16 protein-coding genes are annotated in these 20502 nt (G+C 36.1%); 1 reads left to right on the top strand and 15 read right to left on the bottom strand.

All coding sequences use genetic code 11. From position 1 onward, the window contains the following. Window positions 1-215: 215 nt before the first annotated feature. The 10 genes from AMS59_RS06335 to AMS59_RS06375 form a co-directional block, all read right to left on the bottom strand. Window positions 216-1970 (bottom strand): AIPR family protein, encoded by a 1755-nt coding sequence (locus AMS59_RS06335; RefSeq protein ID WP_053482916.1) that lies wholly within the window; start codon window positions 1968-1970, stop codon window positions 216-218. Window positions 1971-2099: 129 nt separating this feature from the next. Continuing rightward, window positions 2100-2579: a 23S rRNA (pseudouridine(1915)-N(3))-methyltransferase RlmH gene (gene rlmH, locus AMS59_RS06340; RefSeq protein ID WP_053482917.1), complete on the bottom strand. Its 480-nt coding sequence runs from the start codon at window positions 2577-2579 to the stop codon at window positions 2100-2102. A 90-nt stretch (window positions 2580-2669) separates the two neighbouring features. Beyond that, the gene (locus tag AMS59_RS24105; RefSeq protein WP_082337409.1) at window positions 2670-2834 is read right to left on the bottom strand and encodes a CxxH/CxxC protein; all 165 of its coding nucleotides are present in this window, start codon (window positions 2832-2834) and stop codon (window positions 2670-2672) included. 354 nt (window positions 2835-3188) lie between these two features. Next, a complete protein-coding gene (locus AMS59_RS06345) occupies window positions 3189-4481 on the bottom strand; it encodes a S1C family serine protease (protein WP_053482918.1) in 1293 nt (430 codons plus the stop codon). Window positions 4482-4679: 198 nt separating this feature from the next. Continuing rightward, window positions 4680-5468, bottom strand: coding sequence for an MBL fold metallo-hydrolase (locus tag AMS59_RS06350; RefSeq protein ID WP_053482919.1), 789 nt, complete (start codon window positions 5466-5468; stop codon window positions 4680-4682). Continuing rightward, window positions 5468-6298: a two-component system regulatory protein YycI gene (locus tag AMS59_RS06355; protein WP_053482920.1), complete on the bottom strand. Its 831-nt coding sequence runs from the start codon at window positions 6296-6298 to the stop codon at window positions 5468-5470. Before AMS59_RS06355 ends, AMS59_RS06350 begins: the two co-directional genes overlap by 1 nt. Continuing rightward, the gene (locus AMS59_RS06360) at window positions 6285-7589 is read right to left on the bottom strand and encodes a YycH family regulatory protein (protein WP_082337410.1); all 1305 of its coding nucleotides are present in this window, start codon (window positions 7587-7589) and stop codon (window positions 6285-6287) included. Before AMS59_RS06360 ends, AMS59_RS06355 begins: the two co-directional genes overlap by 14 nt. After that, entirely contained in the window at window positions 7586-9451 is a 1866-nt protein-coding gene (walK, locus tag AMS59_RS06365) for a cell wall metabolism sensor histidine kinase WalK (protein WP_053482922.1), read from the bottom strand. Before walK ends, AMS59_RS06360 begins: the two co-directional genes overlap by 4 nt. A 6-nt stretch (window positions 9452-9457) precedes the next feature. Continuing rightward, window positions 9458-10171: a response regulator YycF gene (yycF, locus tag AMS59_RS06370; protein ID WP_053482923.1), complete on the bottom strand. Its 714-nt coding sequence runs from the start codon at window positions 10169-10171 to the stop codon at window positions 9458-9460. 569 nt (window positions 10172-10740) lie between these two features. After that, window positions 10741-12201, bottom strand: a complete 1461-nt coding sequence (locus AMS59_RS06375; protein ID WP_053482924.1) for a M23 family metallopeptidase — start codon at window positions 12199-12201, stop codon at window positions 10741-10743. Between the two features lie 348 nt (window positions 12202-12549). Here AMS59_RS06375 and AMS59_RS06380 point away from each other — a divergent pair, with 348 nt between their 5' ends. Next, window positions 12550-13362 carry a YitT family protein gene (locus AMS59_RS06380; RefSeq protein WP_234007703.1) on the top strand — a complete coding sequence of 271 codons (813 nt, stop codon included), beginning with the start codon at window positions 12550-12552 and terminating at the stop codon, window positions 13360-13362. Between the two features lie 45 nt (window positions 13363-13407). Here AMS59_RS06380 and AMS59_RS06385 read toward each other — a convergent pair whose 3' ends face one another. From AMS59_RS06385 to AMS59_RS06405, 5 genes are all read right to left on the bottom strand, one after another. After that, window positions 13408-14697, bottom strand: coding sequence for an adenylosuccinate synthase (locus tag AMS59_RS06385; RefSeq protein WP_053482926.1), 1290 nt, complete (start codon window positions 14695-14697; stop codon window positions 13408-13410). Between the two features lie 257 nt (window positions 14698-14954). Continuing rightward, window positions 14955-16316, bottom strand: coding sequence for a replicative DNA helicase (dnaB, locus tag AMS59_RS06390; protein WP_053482927.1), 1362 nt, complete (start codon window positions 16314-16316; stop codon window positions 14955-14957). A gap of 13 nt (window positions 16317-16329) precedes the next feature. After that, window positions 16330-16776: a 50S ribosomal protein L9 gene (rplI, locus tag AMS59_RS06395; RefSeq protein WP_053482928.1), complete on the bottom strand. Its 447-nt coding sequence runs from the start codon at window positions 16774-16776 to the stop codon at window positions 16330-16332. After that, window positions 16773-18746: a DHH family phosphoesterase gene (locus tag AMS59_RS06400; RefSeq protein WP_053482929.1), complete on the bottom strand. Its 1974-nt coding sequence runs from the start codon at window positions 18744-18746 to the stop codon at window positions 16773-16775. Before AMS59_RS06400 ends, rplI begins: the two co-directional genes overlap by 4 nt. 12 nt (window positions 18747-18758) lie before the next feature. Further along, window positions 18759-19700 carry a YybS family protein gene (locus tag AMS59_RS06405; RefSeq protein ID WP_053482930.1) on the bottom strand — a complete coding sequence of 314 codons (942 nt, stop codon included), beginning with the start codon at window positions 19698-19700 and terminating at the stop codon, window positions 18759-18761. Window positions 19701-20502 lie beyond the last annotated feature (802 nt).

The raw sequence follows: 20502 nt of genomic DNA on the forward strand, positions 1-20502 counted from the left end.
CGTACTCTCAACTCTAGCGGATACAGATGTTTTTTTGTATTCTTTTTTAGCAAGAACAGATTTTGGTGTTGAGCCTTCTAATAAAAAGTATTTTGTACATATTTAATGAATTCCAAGCTTCTTTTAGAAAATATAAAAGCTTAGAATTCAAAATGAATTCTAAGCTTTTAGTTTCATATTTATTTATAATTTTCCGTGATGTAGATTTAGGCTGTTTAGTAATCTATTTTTCCAGCAAATTCAGTTAATGTATTTGATGTCCCAGGGTTTATCTTCATAACACTTATTATAGAAGCTGTCTTTTCAGTAAAATCTTTAATTGATTGATTGATAATTTCCTTAGTCTTCACACCATTTTGTACAGCTGGTATTAATGAAGTTACAAAAGGTAGCATAATATTCAGTTGCTGTTCCCACAACACAACCGATTCTTCTAAACTGATATCTTCTTTAAACTTCAAGTCAAATGAATCTCTTACAGTTACACCCAGCAAACTATCTATACAATTAGCCACAGCTGCAATAAGTACCCATACAGATCCCCTTACAATTAAAAATTCATACATAGCTTTACTTGTAACATCTAATGCACCTTCTTTATGCAGAGCTTTTAAAGAATTTTTTTTACTTTCAATAGCCTGATATAAAGAATAAACATAAAGGATATGTCTAGCTGATGTTTTTTCACTAAAAATATTTGAATAAAGCGAGTTATTTTCCCAAATCTCTTTTTTTCTATTATATGCCGTACCTGGATCTTGATGATATGCAGTTAAACATTGAGCAACTATATCATGTGAAATTAAATTACTATATCTCTTAATCTTATCTTCACTACCACCTCTCCGACCACCTAAATAAATAACATTAGGAATAAGACCAAATTGTTTTCTAAGATTGCTTTGAATTTCATCTGTACTTCTAAAATCCGAAGATTCTACAACATTCTGTTTATTATTAAATTCAATAATATTTCTTAAAATATTTTGATCGTCACATTTTATAAATCTCACAGTTACTAGGGCATCTTTACTAGGTCTAGTTATTACAGACCCAACCGCCCCAGTTGTTTGGGCACCATTAACAATAGATAAACCTTTAATTCTTATTAATTGATCGTCAATTCCTACAAATTCGTTTACAACGATAGTTAAGCCATTATTATAAATCAAAAAATTATCTGGTGTATTTTCTACTGTTTTTTTGATTCCATTATTAATATTATTTTTCTTATTAAGGCTCCCTAAATACCCTCTGATATTTGATGAAAATAAATCATCTTTATATTTTTGGTAATTATCATATAAGAAAATTAAAGGAATTGAAGTCATATAACTTTTCCAATTTTCACCCTCAATAGCATATCCACCATTTTTTATCGGAATATCAAACTCGTCTGTCACTAAAATCGGAACAGATGATGCTTTATACCAATTATTTAAAGTTTCATTACCTACTTCAAAAGATAGTATGTTTATAGAACTTTCTTCTTTAACATATTCTTTTATTGCCTGAATTAAAGATAACTTTACTGCATTCATTTCATTACGTACATTTTCTGATTCTGGACAATTATGCACAAACCATACTTGCAATGTATGTATTTTCCCTTTTGATAAAGCTTCTCTCAATTGTATTGCGGCTGCTTTTATATCTAAAGGTAATTTATCTATATTTTCATTTAAAAGCCAAGTTATAGCAGTATTTAAATCACTCGCTTTATTAGCTGGCGCAGAAAATCGAGATTTTTGAGCCATATATCCTTGTGCAATAATTGCAATTCCATCTTCTTCAGATATATATACTAAATCACACTTTTTATCATCGTTCCCATCTGTTAAAGCATCTGTTGCAACTGCTTGAATGTCTTGAATTTGCAATCTTAATTCTAAGGCATATAGTAATAATGCATTGTCTTTATACGAATTTACTAAATCTTCTCTTGATTGAAAATTACTTAAATACTCCATAATCAATATCCCTTCAAATTTCAATTTTATACATATGATACCATTATAAATATATTTTTCATATAAATAACCAGACAACCCAATGTAATCTAGCTAGTCCATTTTATTTGACGAATTTCAAAACCTCACTTACTTATGATACGGTTCACCCTTCATAATCCTAAAACTTCTATAAACCTGCTCTACCAAAACAAGCTTCATTAGCTGATGCGGTAATGTCATCTTTCCAAAAGATTGTTGCTCATCAGCTCGTTTCAAAACATCATCGTGTAAACCAAGGGAGCCGCCTATGACGAACGCGATTTTGCTTTTGCCGTAGGTCATGAGGGATTCAAGATCTGTCGCCATTTGTTCAGAGGTTTTCATTTTGCCATTAATGGCTAGGGCAATAACGTATGTATCTGAGCCGATTTTAGATAGAATACGTTCACCCTCTTTTTTCTTTACGATTTCCATTTCGGCTTCGCTTAGCTGCTCGGGTGCTTTTTCATCTGGTACTTCGATTAGATCCATTTTTGCGTAGCCGCCGAGACGTTTTACGTATTCATCTATTCCCATTTTTAAGTACTTTTCTTTTAGTTTTCCGACTGATACAATCGTTATATTCACACGTTATCCACCTTTACAATTCATTTACAAACAAATTATCCACAAAAGTTATCAACATATCCACAAGCAATTCCTATATCTTGTGTAAAGTTATTTACTTGATACAAGATATTCTGCAGGTTGTTCACAGTAGCTACATTTTGTGGATAACTTTTTATCCTCTTCGATTTTATCCATAATTGGGAACTCTTTTTGCTCAGCCACAAACATGTCTAAAGCGTGTTCTATATGGTTTTCACAGCTGTATTTTTCCATTTTTACACCTCTTCTTATTTTCCGAAATTTCCACAAACTTATTCACAATTAGGTCTATGTTATCCACAATCTATTGTAACAAAGGTCAGGTGAGTATGGAAGAGTAGGCTTTCTACCGCCACTAGCCGTGTATATGTTATTATTCACAATTTTCTAGTTATCCACAATATTTTCTCAATCATTCTTAATAATTCAGTGAACGTTGTAGCGAGGTGAATTTCAACTCAGGGGTTACTCGTTCTCACTTCTCTTCAAGTTTGAGCAAAACAGACTTATATATGACACCTTAATATCATTGACTCAACAACATGAAAAAAATCAGTGGAGATCTTATAATCCCCACTGATTTCTAATTTACAACGAATCGCTATTTGTTAATGTTAGTGATAGGTCCACTAATTTACCTTGGCGGTATACTTTCATCGTTAATTTATCACCAATTTTTTTGTCGTTATATAAATGTTTGCGTAAATCGATGGCTGTTTCGATTTTTTTGCCATCCATTTCAACAATAACATCGTATTGTTTAGCGCCTGCTTTTGAAGCTGGAGAGTTCGCCACAACATCTGTAATAACAACACCTGTTGTTAAGTCTTTTGGCAATTGTAACGTTTGCTGTTGGTAGAATGACGGAACATCCGTTAAGTCTACTAATTGAATACCCATTGTTGGACGTTTCATTTCACCATTTGCCTCTAATTCCTCGATAATTGGAATTGCTGAGTTAATTGGAATTGAGAAGCCTAAACCTTCAACAGAGGATTCCGCAATTTTCATGGAGTTAATGCCGACTAATTCACCAGCAAGGTTAACAAGTGCACCACCACTATTACCAGGGTTGATAGCTGCATCTGTTTGTAATACTTCTTGTTGCCAATCTATTGTGCCATCATTGTTTATGTCTACTGGTACAGAACGATCCTTACCAGAAACAACACCTGTAGTAACAGAGCCATAGAATTCTAAGCCAAGTGGGTTACCAATTGCGATGACTGTTTCACCTTGTTTTAATACGTCTGAGTTACCAAATTTCGCTACTGTCTTAACATCTTTAGAGCTGATTGAAATAACCGCTAAGTCTGTCCAAACATCGTGACCAACTAATTTTGCCACTTCTTTCGTTCCATCTGGCATTGTTACTTCTAACTGTTTTGCACCTTCAATAACATGGTTATTTGTCACGATAAGGGCTTTATCACCTTGAACTTTGTAAATAACACCTGAGCCGCTTCCAGCAGGCTTGTCTGATGTGGATTGTGGACTCCAGAATCCGCCACTTGACACTTCTTGAATATTCGTGATCCCTACAACAGCTCCTGAAGCCTTATCTACTGCTTTCGTAACATCAGTTGTCACTTCAGTTGCAACTTGATTAATGGTTGTTTCGTTTTTACTACTTGTCGTTGTACCTGGCATTTGATTGACAAGTCCAGGCATCATGAGCCAAACGAGTAAAGCGCCGATGATGACACCGATAAGACCCGTGAAAAAATAACCACCCTTACCTCCGCCACCGCCTTTCTTTTTATAACGCTTCTCTTGCATTTCTCGCTCCTCTTGTTCGAGTCGCTCCTGAAGAGGTGACTTCTGTATTTCATCATTTTTTAATAAATCATTATTTTTATCATCATCTTGAAAATAGCTCATTTTCCTCATCCTTTCCTTTATTAGTATTGGTTAGTTGTTACCCTAATATTACGATTCAAACATTAAAATCAGATGAAAAATAAATAAAATGGACATAAAAATGGCTGTTCAAAGCATTTTTTATAAAATGTCATTGAACAGCCTCATTAAAGATTCATTTTTTTGTATAAAGTCGATATTCTTAACTGATGCTAATCATTAAACTGTTACTAATTTCGTCGGCTCTTCTGCATCTGTATCAAATAAATTTAAATACTCTCCAACAATGATGCCGCAGGATTGCAAAGTTTGCGTGACACTCATGCGCGCAAGCTCTTTCATGTTATTATCCATACTTAAATGTGATAAATAAATATTTGTTGGTTTTTCAAATACGACGTCACTCATTGCTATAGCTGCATCCTCATTGGAAACGTGCCCTACATCACTTAAAATACGGCGTTTTATAGACCATGGGTAACGCCCCATTTGCAACATATTCACATCGTGGTTACTTTCAAATACAAAGGAATCAGCACCTCGAATGATACCCTTCATACGGTCACTAACATAGCCTGTATCTGTAATAACAACAAGCTTGCGTCCATTTTCATGGAAGCTATAAAACATTGGATCGGCTGCATCATGTGATACGGCAAAGGATTCAACAGCTAATGAACCAAAATGCTTTACAGTGTCCATTTCAAATTCAAAACGTTGCTCTAAAGGTATTTCACCGACTAGCCCGTCCATCGCCTGCCACGTTTTGGCGTTGGCGTAAATAGGCACACTATATTTTCGTGCCAATACACCTATTCCTTTAATATGATCACTATGCTCATGTGTAACGAAAATGCCACTTAGCTGTTTCATGTTGCGGTCGATTTTTGTAAATAGTTGCTCCATCTTTTTGCCACTGAGACCAGCATCGACAATAAATGCGTGATCTTCATTCTCTACATAAATCGAATTTCCTGTACTGCCACTTGCTAAAACACTAAATCGCATTATTCAACTCCCCAGTCTTCCTCTTGGCCTTTTTGCTTGTCTCCTTGGATTTCAATAATTTTCCCATCAATAGCATCAACGAAGTGCTCTTCTATTTCTCCGTCCGATAACTCCACTTGCACTTCCCATGTTGGTATCAATACTTGCGTTTGCGTTAAATTACTAAATGTCGAGTAACCTAACTTCACTTGCTTAATACTTGATTCTGATTTTAATAGCCCTTTATTATAAAGTGTTTGGAAAATTTGAAGTGGTGGAATGACAGTTTCCTGTTGCTCCATTTCTTCAATATTGTCAATCATTGTCTGCTCATACATTATCACTTCGTTATCTATATTCCAGTGTACTTTTAATACAGCACTATCATTGTAATAGAACATTCGATTATTTTTCTTTTGAAAGAAGATTGCGACCCGTTCCTCACGATCTACCTTCCATAATGCATAAGCGTCTCCATCTTTAATGTTTGCATGGACAAAATCAGTAAAACTTACATCATCGTTTATATTCCTTAATTTCACAGGGTTAATAAAATTAACACGTATATGTGCATGTGTCTCATCAGTAAATCTTACTTGCTGATTGTCATCGGGAAAATCATCTTTTTTAAAATTATGCACTTTCCCTGTAATGTAAGTAGCAGAATCATTACTATTCGGCAGTGGTCCATACGTAATATTATCATCTTTTAAACGGGCTTCTATTGTTTTTTCACCTAGTATTTCTACGCTCTGCGCTTCATTATAGAGATCTAAATACATCCAGTACAAAAAGATATTTAAGATTAAAAAAACGAATATAAAAATAGATTTTGTTCTATTCCAATCCATTTTTGACACCTCCTAATATTTCAGGTGTCAGTTTCGTCGATACACCGTTACGAATAACAAACCAGCATGGCTCTAATGTCACTATTGTGCTTTGATCATGAGTTAAATAGAAACCCACAACAATGTCATCTATATCTGATAAATCAATGTTTTTAAGCTTTTGAATCTTTTCAACGATTTCCGGTCCTGACGGAAGTTCTTTCATCTCTTTTTCAGATGGAATATCCTTCTCAAAAGAAAAGTATGGACGTTTGTAGCGGAAAATACGATTATCTCCCCAAACGGTTGTAATTCGATTTATAGCCTGATCACTATAAATCGGTAATCCATGTAAATATAGCTGATAATCTAATTGGTTATTGCTTGTACTTGTTGATACATAGCGATAATCATCTGTAAAGCCTCCGTGTTCATTGATAAATTCAAAACTATCCGTCAAGAGCTTGGAAGGCTCTATTCTTACACTACTTTCTGCAGCTGGATATACATAGGCCAATGATTTCAATTTCGAATCAATCACCATCCGTGACATTCCATCTTGATATTTAGTAGTTGTACTTTCATCAGTGCGAAGGACATTGTTTGGATTTGTAAATAACACATTTTTAAATAATTCAGGTTTCTCTTCGACAAAATACGTATATTTTGCTGATTCAATTTTATCGTTTGCAATATATAGTGAGGTAGAGCCATCTCGCTCCACTTCTTTAAAAGTGCCGTATGTTTTCGCTGGCTCAATAATATTTCTTACAAATTGATTAGCATTTTCTAGACTTACATGTGAACGCATCAATACTTCATTATTGCCACTAACGAAAAACACCTGTAAATCTTTGTTATTATAATTACTCCAATCTATAATCATACGATTAAAGGTTGTTTCAGGTAGCTCCTTATCGGCGAACTGAAAAATTGAGTTAAAGGCAGAGTAAGGAATCTCACCCGCAAAAAAGACAGTCATACAATTATTAGTACGAATCATCTCGTTTACAGAGTTATTGTTAACGGGCATTAAATCTAGGACATTCCATCCCTTAAATCCTTCCATAATATCTTCCATTACGCTATTAGATATGGTTCCGGTAAATTCCTTGTCGAAACGGTAAATAGCTTTATACGGACGAATTACATCCTCTATTTTTTTTTGTGGTCCAATTAGGATTTCTTTTCCTTCAGTCTGTTCAATAAATTTGTAATCCGGCGTGTATGTCCAAATCATAAAGGTTAACACTACACTTAACATAACGAGTAGGAATAAAACAACTGATTTAACTGGTTCTATATATTTCATTCCCACTCACCTGCCTCGTCAAAATCATCTAAATTAAGTGGTAATGTGAAGAAAACCGTTGTTCCATATCCTTCCTCACTCTCAGCCCATATTTTACCGCCATGAGCTTCAATCATTTCCCTGGCAATAGCTAACCCTAGACCAGTGCCTCCCATAGAACGAGCCCGAGCACGATCTACTCGATAGAAACGCTCAAAAATACGTCCTACATTTTCCTTAGGAATCCCCATACCATCATCAGAAATCATAACCTTCAGCATATCTCCTTGCGCTGTAAAGCCAAAGCGAATATTACCTCCATCTGGTGAATACTTAATAGCATTGGAAATGATATTATCGATAACTTGTGTCACCTTATCTGTATCAATTTCTACATAGTAAGATGCCTCTGAGAATAAACGTTCAAACATCACTTTGTCGGACTTAGACATTTCAAAACGATCGATAATACGGTTAAAGAATGAATTGAATAGAACAATGTCTTTATTCAACTCATAATCTGAACTATCCATTCGTGATAACTGTAATAAATCATTTACTAAGCGAATCATACGCTCTGTCTCTGTTTGTGTAACATTCAAAAATGTTGGAGCAATATTTTCATCTTTCCATGCACCATCTGCTAACGCCTCTAAATAGCTACGCATCGTCGTTAATGGTGTCCGTAATTCATGTGACACATTTGATACAAATTCCCTGCGATCCATCTCTATTTTTTCCTGTTCCGTAATATCGTGCAGGACGGTAATTAGACCATTAATAAAGCCCGTTTCTTTTTGAATAACAGAGAAATTCGCACGTAAAATATACGGTGCGTCTGCTGTACTGAAATCTAAATTCACCGCATCATTCATGTGAATTAAATCCTCAAAACTATACTCTTGGTCAATACCTAAAACAGATGCAATCGGACGACCTAATGTAATATCTCTCGAAATATGCAGCAGCTCTAGTGCGGGATCATTAATAAGAATGATGCGCCCTTTTCGATCTGTCGCAATAACACCATCAGTCATATTACTAAGGACCGAATCGAGCTTTCGCCGCTCTGCCTCTGTAGTAGATTGCGCCTCTTGCAAGCGATTCGTTAAATGATTAAAGGTTATAGCAAGCTGCCCTATCTCATCTGTACCATAAACCCGAACTTTTCGAGAATAATTACCCTTCGCCATCGCCTGTGCCTGTTTACGCATATCTGCAATAGGCTGTGTAATTGTTCGTGCCACTAAAATTCCTAAAAAGATAGTAATCACCAAAGACACTGCCGTACCACCAAGGAAAATACGGTTAATGTCATTCACTTGTTCAAAAACAGATTCAATATTAGCTTCAATGTAGAGTACCCCTATGATTTCATCATCAGGACCTACACCATTTCGAATTGGCGAAGCTAACACCCATACTCGATTTCTTGTTTTATTATCAAGTTTAATGTTTTCAAATAATGTTTCCGCAGAGATTGCACGGCGTACGAGATCATTATTCGAGCGTTGTCCAATCAAACTTTGATTGTCTACCTCAGATGTGGCGCGAATACGCTGTCTATTATCGATGACACGAATTTCTAAAATATCTCCATTAGAAACTTCCTTCAACCCTGTGGAAAATTCCATTACAATCGTTTTCAAGCTTTCTTCAAGAGTTGGCATACTTTCATCGCGTTCTTTTAACATTTCTTCACGAATGCTATATTGCATCAAATCGACACGTTGAAAAATGGATTCTCGGAAGTTGCTTTTTAAATTTTGCTCTAATTCACGCGCAAAATAGATTCCTATTATTTGCAAAGCAAGTAGGATCAGTAAAATATAAATTAATACTAGTTTGACATGAATTGATTTAAAGAAGCTTACTTTCTGCATTCTTTTTTACTCCTGTTCAGGATTTCGTAAATAATAACCTACACCACGGCGTGTTACAATCCAAGCTGGATGACTAGGATTGTCCTCTATTTTTTCCCGTAAACGACGAATTGTTACATCTACTGTTCGAACATCGCCGAAATAATCATAGCCCCACACAGTTTGCAATAAATGTTCACGCGTCATTACTTGACCGATATGCTTACCTAAGTAATGTAATAATTCAAACTCCCTATGCGTTAGTTCAATTGCCTCATCACGCTTCAATACTAAATAAGCATCTGGCTGAATAACAAGAGAGCCTACTACAATTTCATTGGATTCTTCTTCAACCTCTTCGGCAGTAGGGGCTACTACCTGTAAGCGACGCATATTTGCCTTTACACGTGCAATAAGTTCACGTGTACTAAATGGCTTTGTCACATAATCATCTGCGCCCATTTCTAGTCCTAATACTTTATCAATCTCAGAGCCTTTTGCTGTTAACATAATAATAGGAAAATCATATTTTTTTCGTATTTCTCTACAAACTTCCATCCCATCACGCTTAGGTAACATTATATCTAAAAGCATTAAATCTGGTTGTTCTTCCTCAACCTTCTCTAGTGCTTCATCTCCATCATAAGCACAAATAACTTTGTAGCCTTCTTTTATTAAATTAAACTGTAAAATATCTGCGATTGGTTTTTCATCGTCAACAACTAAAATGGTTTTGTCCATATATTTTTCTCCCTTTCGCTATTTATCTATTTTTAAACGATTGTATTTATCAATTTATGCCTCGGCATAATTGCGTCTGGATTCGGCTTTGTGCTTGCACAAAGAACTCCTTTCCGAATCCATGACATCCGCCGGAGGCTTTAACTTATTTCAGCGGACATCCACTGAAAAATAACTTCAACTCGCATTAACTCACCACCTAAAAGGATGGGAGACTTTTGCTGAAAGAAGTTAAAGTCACTACTCTAACTCTACCATGCTTTTAGCTTCTATGCATTATTCTAAATCCTAAGACATTTTACGATATTATTATAATCAATTGTGCCCCGGCATAATTACGTCCGGAATCGGCTTTGTGCATAGGCCTGTACGATGGCCGACACGATGTTGGTCACTCCACAGGACGTGGCGTTCTTAGACTGAGTTCCTCTATTTCAGCGGATGTTTGGACACCCGCTGAAAGAAGTTAAACTATATTTCGACAAATATTTTCCGGGAAATAACATAGATTTATATACAAAGTATACAAAAAGACAGCCCTATTTCGGACTGTCTTCTATTCGAACTGATTAACGCCCTACATATGATAATGGATTTTCTAACGAACCATTTTTCTTAACTTCAAAGTGTAGATGTGTACCTGTTGAATTTCCAGTAGAGCCCATAATACCTATAACTGAACCTTTTTCTACTACTTGTCCTACTTCCACTTTAATTGAAGATAGGTGTCCGTAAAGCGTTGTATAACCATTATTATGATTAATTTCAATACGATTACCGTAGCTACCAGAGACACCAGCTGCGACAACAACACCATTATCTGAAGCTAAAATATTGTAATTACTAGGACGGGCAATATCAATACCACGATGGAGTTCTCCCCAACGTTGGCCCATCCCACTTGAAATATAGCCACCCACTGTTGGCCAAGTAAATTCACCCGTACCACGAGAAGAAATCACCTTCGTACCAACTACTTCAATTTCGTCAACTGGTTGTTGTAGGATTTCTTCTTCTAACGCAACTTTGGATATACGAGTTCCATTTTCAGACGTTAATAAATATGATGTTTCTTTTCTTCCATTAACGCCTTGTCGTTTAATCACTTTCTCACCTTTATACATCGTCGGATCTTCTTCAACGATTTTCTTAAACGGAATTTTATCAGTAACTTTCTTCTCCTGTTTTATCTCAAGTGTTACTAATGGTTTAGCAACTGTTACGTTTAATGCTTGTCCGATCTGTAAAACTGTACCAACAGTGATACTAGGATTTAACACTAATAGCTCGGCTGTTGTTAATCCATGTTTTTGGGCAACCGAGCCTAAAACATCACCTGATTGAATTTTATATGTTTCTCGCTCAAGAGAACCTGTCATTAAATATGTCACAGCTTCCTCAGGTGCTACAATAGCATTTGGTGCTACTTTTTGCGTTGTACCTGAAATTTCCTGTTTAAAAGAAATATCTAAAAGGCGCGTTTCACCAGTCTGTAATGGTGGAATATTCGTAGATTGCTGGTTAACATATATACTATTTAGCTCTTGCTGTGAAACATATTGTAACTTTAGCATTCGAATAGTATCTTCATAGGCTTTTTTATCTTTTAAAGAAACTACAGGCTTATTATCTACAAATAATGTAAAAGCTGGAGATTTAACCGCTAAAGATTGCTCTAATTTCTCCAAAACATTCGCATCTTTAGTTTGATTACTAAATACTATCTCTGGGATTATTTTAACAGAAGAACTAGCATCGATAGATAATTCTTTGTATTGTTGACTTGCTCCTTTTCCCTTTGATGCAATGATTTCTTCGATCGTTTGCTCATTAGAGACCGCATCTATATATTTATTTCCCACGTAACCGTGATTAATTTTATTTAAATCTTCTTTATGATTTTCTTTTGCAAAACCTACATTAAACGTTAAACTTGTCATTACAACTGTAATAATGGATACCTTTTTAATTGAAGAAAAATTGTAAGTGAATCTATTGTTTTTTTCTTTCCTTGACCAAGACGAACTCATTAATAAAGCCCCTTCCAACTTTAACCTATTGTAGGATCAATTACCCACTAAGATTTTTTGCACCACTACACTGTACCATAAAGAAAATATGGTTTGACTGTTTTCATCTTTTTGTAATGTAAATGTATTAATTCTCTACTAATTGTTACATAATCCCTATTTTTGTAGCTATTAATATAATTTTAGACTTACCGCTTTTTACTTTTTAAATATTCAGATAAAATAGAGGTGATATACTAGTTGATTGGAGTGATTAATTTGAATGATTTACAAACCTCTGGAATAATCCCTAAAGTAAGAAAGCCCCTACGTAAGAATACCGTTCGTAAACTTATAATTAGGACCATTATGGTGGCATTGGGTGCAGTCATTATGGCATTGGGGCTGGAGCTATTTTTAGTACCAAACCACATTATGGATGGTGGAATCGTAGGTGTTTCCATTATCACTTCTCATCTATTAAATTTACCTCTTGGTATTTTCATCTTCATTTTAAACTTACCTTTTATCTTTTTAGGCTATAAACAAATCGGTAAGACTTTTGCACTTTCCACAGGACTCGGAATTACAGTACTCTCATTAACAACACTTTTCTTACATAATCTAAACCCGTTTACTCAAGATACGCTTTTGGCCACAGTTTTTGGAGGCATAATTTTAGGTATTGGTGTCGGCATCGTCATTCGTTATGGTGGTTCATTAGATGGGACAGAAATTTTAGCTATTTTATTTAATAGAAAAACACCGTTCTCCGTTGGTGAAATTATTATGTTCTTCAATTTACTCATCTTTACGATAGCAGGATTTGTGTTTACATGGGAACAAGCAATGTACTCTATCCTGGCATACTATATTGCCTATAAAATGATTGACATCGTTATTCAAGGGATGGAGGAATCAAAATCTGTTTATATCATTAGTGACGACATTGATGAAATTGGGCAGACCATTATGGACCGACTTGGTCGAGGAGTAACCTTCCTTCATGGTGAGGGAGCTTATACGGGGAACGATAAAAAAGTTATTTTTACCGTCATTACCCGATTAGAGGAATCCAAACTTAAATCAATCGTCGCTGATATAGATGATCAAGCATTTCTAGCAATTGGTAATATTGCTGAGGTTAAAGGTGGTCGCTTCAAGAAGAGAGATATTCACTAATGACAAAAGAGGCGTACCACGTATGGCATGCCCCTTTATCATTTATTATGCTTCCCAAACGTCCACTAAAACGTTCGTTTGTTCACGTGCAGGTCCAACAGAGAAAGTAGCAATTTCAATACCTGTTAATTCACTCACGCGTTCTACATAGCGTCGTGCATTCTCAGGTAGCTCTTCTAATGTTTTGCAGCCTGTAACATCTTCTGACCAGCCTGGAAGTTCTTCATAAATTGGTTCACATTGTTCAATAATATGAAGATTTGCTGGGTACTCAGTAATCGTTTCATCTTTATATTTATACGCAGTACAAATTTTAACTGTTTCTAAGCCAGATAAAACATCAATTGAGTTAAGCGCAAGATGCGTAATACCACTTACTCGGCGTGAGTGGCGCACAACTACAGTATCAAACCAACCTACACGACGTGGGCGGCCAGTTGTTGTACCGTATTCGCGACCAACTTCACGAATTTGTTGACCTATTTCATCAAATAATTCAGTTGGGAACGGTCCATCGCCAACACGAGACGTATAGGCTTTAGATACACCAATAACATTTGAAACTCGTGAAGGTCCAATACCAGCACCAATCGCTACACCGCCTGCAACAGGATTTGATGATGTTACAAATGGATACGTACCTTGATCGACATCAAGTAAAATACCTTGTGCTCCTTCAAATAACACTTTGCCGCCTTCATCTAGTACATCATTTAAGATTTTCGACGTGTCTGTTACATATTTTGCGATCTCTTGTCCATAGCCGTAATATTCCTCGAAAATTTCTTCGAATGTTACGCCTTCAACTTCGTAAAATTTCTCGAATAATTTATTCTTAATTGCTAAATTTTGACGTAGTTTTTCTTCAAATACATCCTTGTCTAGTAAATCAGCCATACGGATACCGATACGTGCTACTTTATCCTGATAACATGGTCCAATCCCTTTACAAGTTGTACCAATTTTATTATCGCCACGGCTTTCCTCATCAGCGATATCTTGCTTTATATGATATGGCAAAATAACATGCGCACGATTAGAAATTCGTAAATTATCTGTATCAACGCCACGCTCTTGTAAGCCTCTAAGCTCAGTAACTAATGACTTTGGATTAACAACCAAACCATTTCCGATTACTGAAGTTTTTTCTTTATAGAAAATACCTGATGGAATTAAATGTAACTTATAAGTTTCACCATCAAATTTAATAGTATGTCCTGCATTATCACCGCCTGCAAAACGAGCGATTGCATCGGCTTTTTGTGAAAGGAAATCCGTAATTTTACCTTTTCCTTCGTCTCCCCACTGTGTTCCTACAACTACAACTGACGTCATAGTCAGCACCTCCGTTAGATACGATTTGTATCTCAATTTTTAAGCCGTTAATTATTGTAACAATGATAGAAACGACTAGTCAACAAAAATACTTAAAAACACGAACATAAAATCAAAAAATATGATTCAACGTTCGTGTTTAATAACAGAATGATATGAATATTATCTAACATTCAGATTAATTCCGTCTCAGGGTAATCTCCAACGTTGAGTTCCTCTCAAAGAAGAAAGTTCTTCTTATGGATGAAGATTAATATTTAATCACGTGGAGGTGGTGGCGGCATTTGCGACCAATCCACATTAATGAATTTATTGAATTCTTTTTTAAAAGCAAGTGTAACTGTACCCGTTGGACCGTTACGCTGTTTAGCAATAATAATTTCAATCATATTTTTACTCTCAGACTCTTTATCGTAATAATCATCACGATATAAGAAGGCAACAATATCGGCATCTTGCTCAATACTTCCCGATTCACGTAAGTCACTCATCATAGGTCGCTTATCTTGTCGTTGCTCAACGCCACGAGATAGCTGTGATAATGCAATGACTGGAACCTTTAATTCACGTGCTAAACCTTTTAAAGAACGTGAAATCTCAGATACCTCTTGCTGACGGTTCTCCCCAGGCTTACCACTACCTTGAATAAGCTGTAAATAATCAATCAAAATCATACCGAGGCCATGCTCCTGTGCTAAACGTCGACATTTTGCTCGAATTTCATTGATACGTACACCTGGTGTATCATCAATAAAAATTCCGGAATTCGATAAACTTCCCATTGCCATAGTTAGTTTACCCCAATCTTCCGTTGTTAAAGCACCTGTACGTAAAACTTGTGCATCTATATTTCCCTCCGCACAAAGCATACGCATAACTAGCTGCTCAGCACCCATCTCTAGGGAGAAAATCGCAACATTTTCACGCGCTTGAACGGCAACACTTTGTGCGACATTCAACGCAAAGGCTGTTTTCCCTACAGAAGGACGCGCAGCTACAATAATTAAATCGTTGCGCTGGAAGCCAGCTGTTATATTGTCCAAATCACGGAAGCCTGTCGGGATACCTGTGACATCACCTTTTTGTGATTGAAGCTTTTCGATGTTATCAAAGGTTTCCACCAATACGTCTTTAACATGCTTAAAGTCACCCGCATTTTTACGATTGGCTACCTCCATCATTTTCTTCTCTGCTTCACCTAGTAATGCCTCTACCTCATCCTCACGAGTATAGCCATCTTCTACTATTTTAGTAGCTACGCGAATTAAACGACGTAATAGAGCCTTTTCTTCGACAATTTTCGCATAATGTGCGACGTTAGCAGCCGTAGGGACAGCATTGGCGAGCTCTAGTAAATACGATAGCCCGCCAACATCCTCAATTTCTTTTTTAGCTGATAATTCTTCAGTAACTGTTACAACATCTATCGCTTTTCCTTGATCACTTAAACGTAGCATCGTTTCGAAAATTGTCTTATGTGCATTATGATAAAAATCATCTGCTAGTAAAATTTCAGATGCAGTGATTAACGATTGAGGATCGAGGAAAATTGCACCGATAACCGATTGCTCCGCTTCCCGGTTATGCGGTGGAACGCGGTCCATCATCGGTTCGTTCATGGATCGTCGCCCCTTATTCTTCCGTTACATGAACTTTTAATGCTGCGGATACTTCATGATGTAGTTTTACAGGTACATTTGTAAAGCCTAGCGCACGAATTCCATCACTTAAAGTCATTTTACGTTTATCAATTTTTATGCCATGCGTTTTTTGAAGTGCATCAGCAATTTGCTTTGTAGATACTGAGCCAAATAGGCGACCACCTTCACCTGATTTTGCTTTTAATTCTACTGTTAAAGCTTCTAATTTTTCTTTTAATGCTTTCGCTTCAGCTAATTCTGCAGCAGCATTTTTAGCTTCTAAATTCTTTTGACCTTCTAATTGACTTAATGCTTGTGCATTTGCTTCAGCAGCATAGCCATTTTTAATTAAGAAGTTTTGTGCATAGCCGTCTGCTACATTTTTAACTTCTCCTTTTTTCCCTTTTCCTTTAACATCTTTTAAAAATACTACTTTCATGATTCCGAACTCCCTTCGAGTACCTCATTTATGGCCTCTTCTAAATATTTTTTTACTCCAGCAATGGAATTTGCTTCGACTTGGCAAGCTGCATTCGTTAAATGTCCACCGCCGCCTAGCTTTTCCATAACAAGCTGTACGTTTACCTCGCCAAGTGATCTTGCACTTATGCCGATTTTGCCATCTGAACGGTGCGCAATGACAAAGGAAGCACCAACATCTTTCATTGTTAGTAAAATGTCTGCTGTTTGCGCAATTAGTACAGAATCATACACTTTCGCTTCCTCACCTACAGCAATAGCAATGCCTGGCTTCACGAAGTTAACAGTTTGCACTATTTTAGAACGCTCGATATACGTATCGACATCTTCTTTTAATAATCGCTGTACTAGCACTGTATCGGCTCCATTTGTCCGTAAATAAGAAGCCGCTTCAAACGTACGGGCTCCTGTACGCAATGTAAAACTCTTCGTATCGACAATAATTCCCGCCAGCAATGCCGTAGCCTCTAACATATTAATCTTCGCACGTTTTGGTTGATACTCGAGTAACTCTGTTACAAGCTCTGCTGTAGACGATGCATATGGCTCCATATAAACAAGCGTTGGATTTTCTATAAAATCCTCACTTCGGCGATGGTGATCAATGACCACAACTTTTTCAGCCAACTTCAATAGTTGTGAATCGATGACTAAATTCGGTTTATGTGTATCGACAATAACAAGCAATGATTTTTCTGTCATTTTTGTCGCAGCTTCCTCTGGCGTTAGGAAATGCTCATAGAAATCCGATTTACTCTCAATTTCATTCATTAAACGTGTTACACTTCCGTTTAACTCTTCGAAATTTATGATTACGTAGCCCTTTACATCATTCATTTGTGCCATTTTACGTACACCAACAGAGGCACCAATGGAGTCCATATCAGGATTTTTATGCCCCATAACAAACACTTGGTCACTATCCTGAATTAAATCACGTAGTGCATGGGAAATAACACGTGCTCTAACGCGTGTACGTTTCTCAACTGGATTCGTTTTCCCGCCATAGAACTTCAGCTTCCCTGATGGTTGCTTGATGGCAACCTGATCACCACCACGACCTAAAACAAGATCTAAACTTGATTGTGCTAGTTCACCAAGCTCTACTAATGAAGATGATCCTGCGCCAACACCAATACTTAATGTTAATGACATATTTTTTTGCGCTGTTTTTTCTCGAATGGTATCTAAAATGGCAAATTTTTTCTTTTCAAGCTCCATTAAAATGGATTCGTTTAATACAGCTAAAAAGCGATCGGATGATATTCGTTTTACAAATATTCCTTGCTCAGCTGCCCAATCATTAACAATTGATGTCACCATCGTATTCGTTAAACTACGTGGTTGGTCATCCATTGCTTGCGTAATTTCGTCATAGTTATCAACAAATAAAATCGCAATAACTGTACGATCTGCATAGTATTGTTTTTCAATAGCTATCTGCTCAGTGATATCAAAGAAATATAGTAAATTCTCTTCTTTTTTATAATAAACTCGATATTTACGATCACGGAGCGTAATCGTATCTTCGTTTGTCTCTTCGCTCTTCATTAGCACGTAAATGTCGTCAGATATATTAACGATTCCTTCACCTACTAAATTCTCTACATTTAAAACGCCTTGCATATATGGATTCGACCATTCTATTTCATATTGATCATTGACAAGTAATATCCCGATTGGCATTTCAAGCAATGCCTCTTCCCCAACTTTTTTCATGCGGAAAGAGATGGATTCAATATGCCTTTCTGTTTCATCAAAGGTAATCTTTTCTACCTTCCACGTATAGGCCATTAATAGAGCAAAACCTACTCCATAACCGAAACCTATCCCGATATTCCAAATACATAGAAGCGCGAACGTCACAATGCCAAAAATGGAAAGAACAAAAAGCGGATAGCGGATTGGCCGTTTTCTAAAAGTCCCCATTACTTCAGCCCCTTATTCTTTAGTTTTCCCATTCACAAGTGAACGTACGTCGAAACCTAAATCTACGATGCCTAGCAATATCACAAAGGTTGATAGCGGTAAAGCTAACAAAGTAGCTATCAATTTAACACCATTTGGCATTCCCTTTTTTGAAATAAAGTAATGTATAAGGGAAATCCCCTGCAGGATTAATAACATCCATAAAATATAAGAAACATTTAAAACAATAATATCTAATGTAGATCCAGATTCTGGACGCATAAATAAATTAATACATAAAATAATCATGTAATACCATAAAATAGATCGTGGTAGACGCATATTTTGGAACGGTGCAAATTTTGGAACGTCTAAACCAAGACGTTTTAATACAGGTAAATTTAACGTTATGATAATAAATGCTGTCATAAATGCAGAGATTGTTACTGCTGCAGGTATTGTCAGCTCAATTGTTTTTAACATAGCCTCAATTAGCTCTGGCTGAAACGCTTCTTGACCCGTCATAGTTTTTGCAAGTTCATTTGATTGCTCATAGCTTTCGCGTAACAGCTCTGTGCTCATGTTAATAATATTGATACCAGCAAATTGAACATAGGCTACATAGACAATTGCCATTGACAGAAGAACAGCAACCCCAGATGACATAAATAGGTAAAGTTTACTCTTCTTTAGATTAATTGCACTTCCTATAACGACACCAAGTAATGCCAAAATAAAGGCAAATGGTAACATAGTTATGCCACTCGTTAAAGTGGTTAAGATACATCCTACTATTGCTACAAAAATTGATGAAGAACGCTTGTAATTTGCGCTATACCAAGCAATCGGTAGTGGAGCAAATAATAGACTTACTATAAAAATGAATGGTACATATGCAGAAATTAGCATTAGAATCGTAAAGATTGCGGCCATCATTGAGCCTTGTACAAGCGCCTTTGTTTGATTATTCGGCATTGAAAACCTTCCTTTTTTCAGTCAAACTTACTGACCTTTATTGTACCATCTTTTCAGGTTATTGAACAAAAAACGCTAAGAACAACTGGAAGCTTTGTCATTAATTTTGTAGAACCAATGACTAAAGCGTAAAATGCTTAGCTATATAGGAGATTTTTTACCGAAAAAGCATAACAAATTCATTCATTAAGTTTTTCTTTATATATATTAAAATTTTTCAACTAGAAAAAATCAGCAGCTTACTACAGTTACTAATACATGAAAAAAGGCTTTTAATCAAAATGATTATAAGCCGTTTTGTTTTAAAAAATGTTACTTAGTCGATTGTTTCTCAATCTCTAAAATTTCATCTTTTCTTTATTCATGTCTATTAAGAGTGTAATAAATTCTTATGATAATAGCAAATGGTAATATATAGAGCAATTACTGAGATCAACTAAGCTCATCGCCATAGCGTGGGAGTTGATTTCCGTTCCGAGCGGGCGCTTTCCTGGAGTCGCCTGGTCTCCACTCCAATCAAAATGACATGCATAACCATTCTCATCTTTTGGTGATGTGCTATAAAATAAACGATATTACCAGAATCGGGATATTCATTCTCGATTTCCCTACCCTATGTGATTATTCACATGTTAACCTTCTAAAATTTCTATACTGGCGGTTACAAGATTAGCAACTCCATTTTCACAAATAAAACTTTCATGAGTTTTTCACTCCCAACCCAAGCATGAAAATGTGGTGTACTTGCCCAGAATGTTAGTAACACAAACAGGTTGTAAGACGTGGCTTTTTTTGGTGGCTT

Source organism: Lysinibacillus sp. FJAT-14745 (assembly GCF_001275675.1).
Taxonomy (GTDB): Bacteria; Bacillota; Bacilli; order Bacillales_A; family Planococcaceae; genus Lysinibacillus.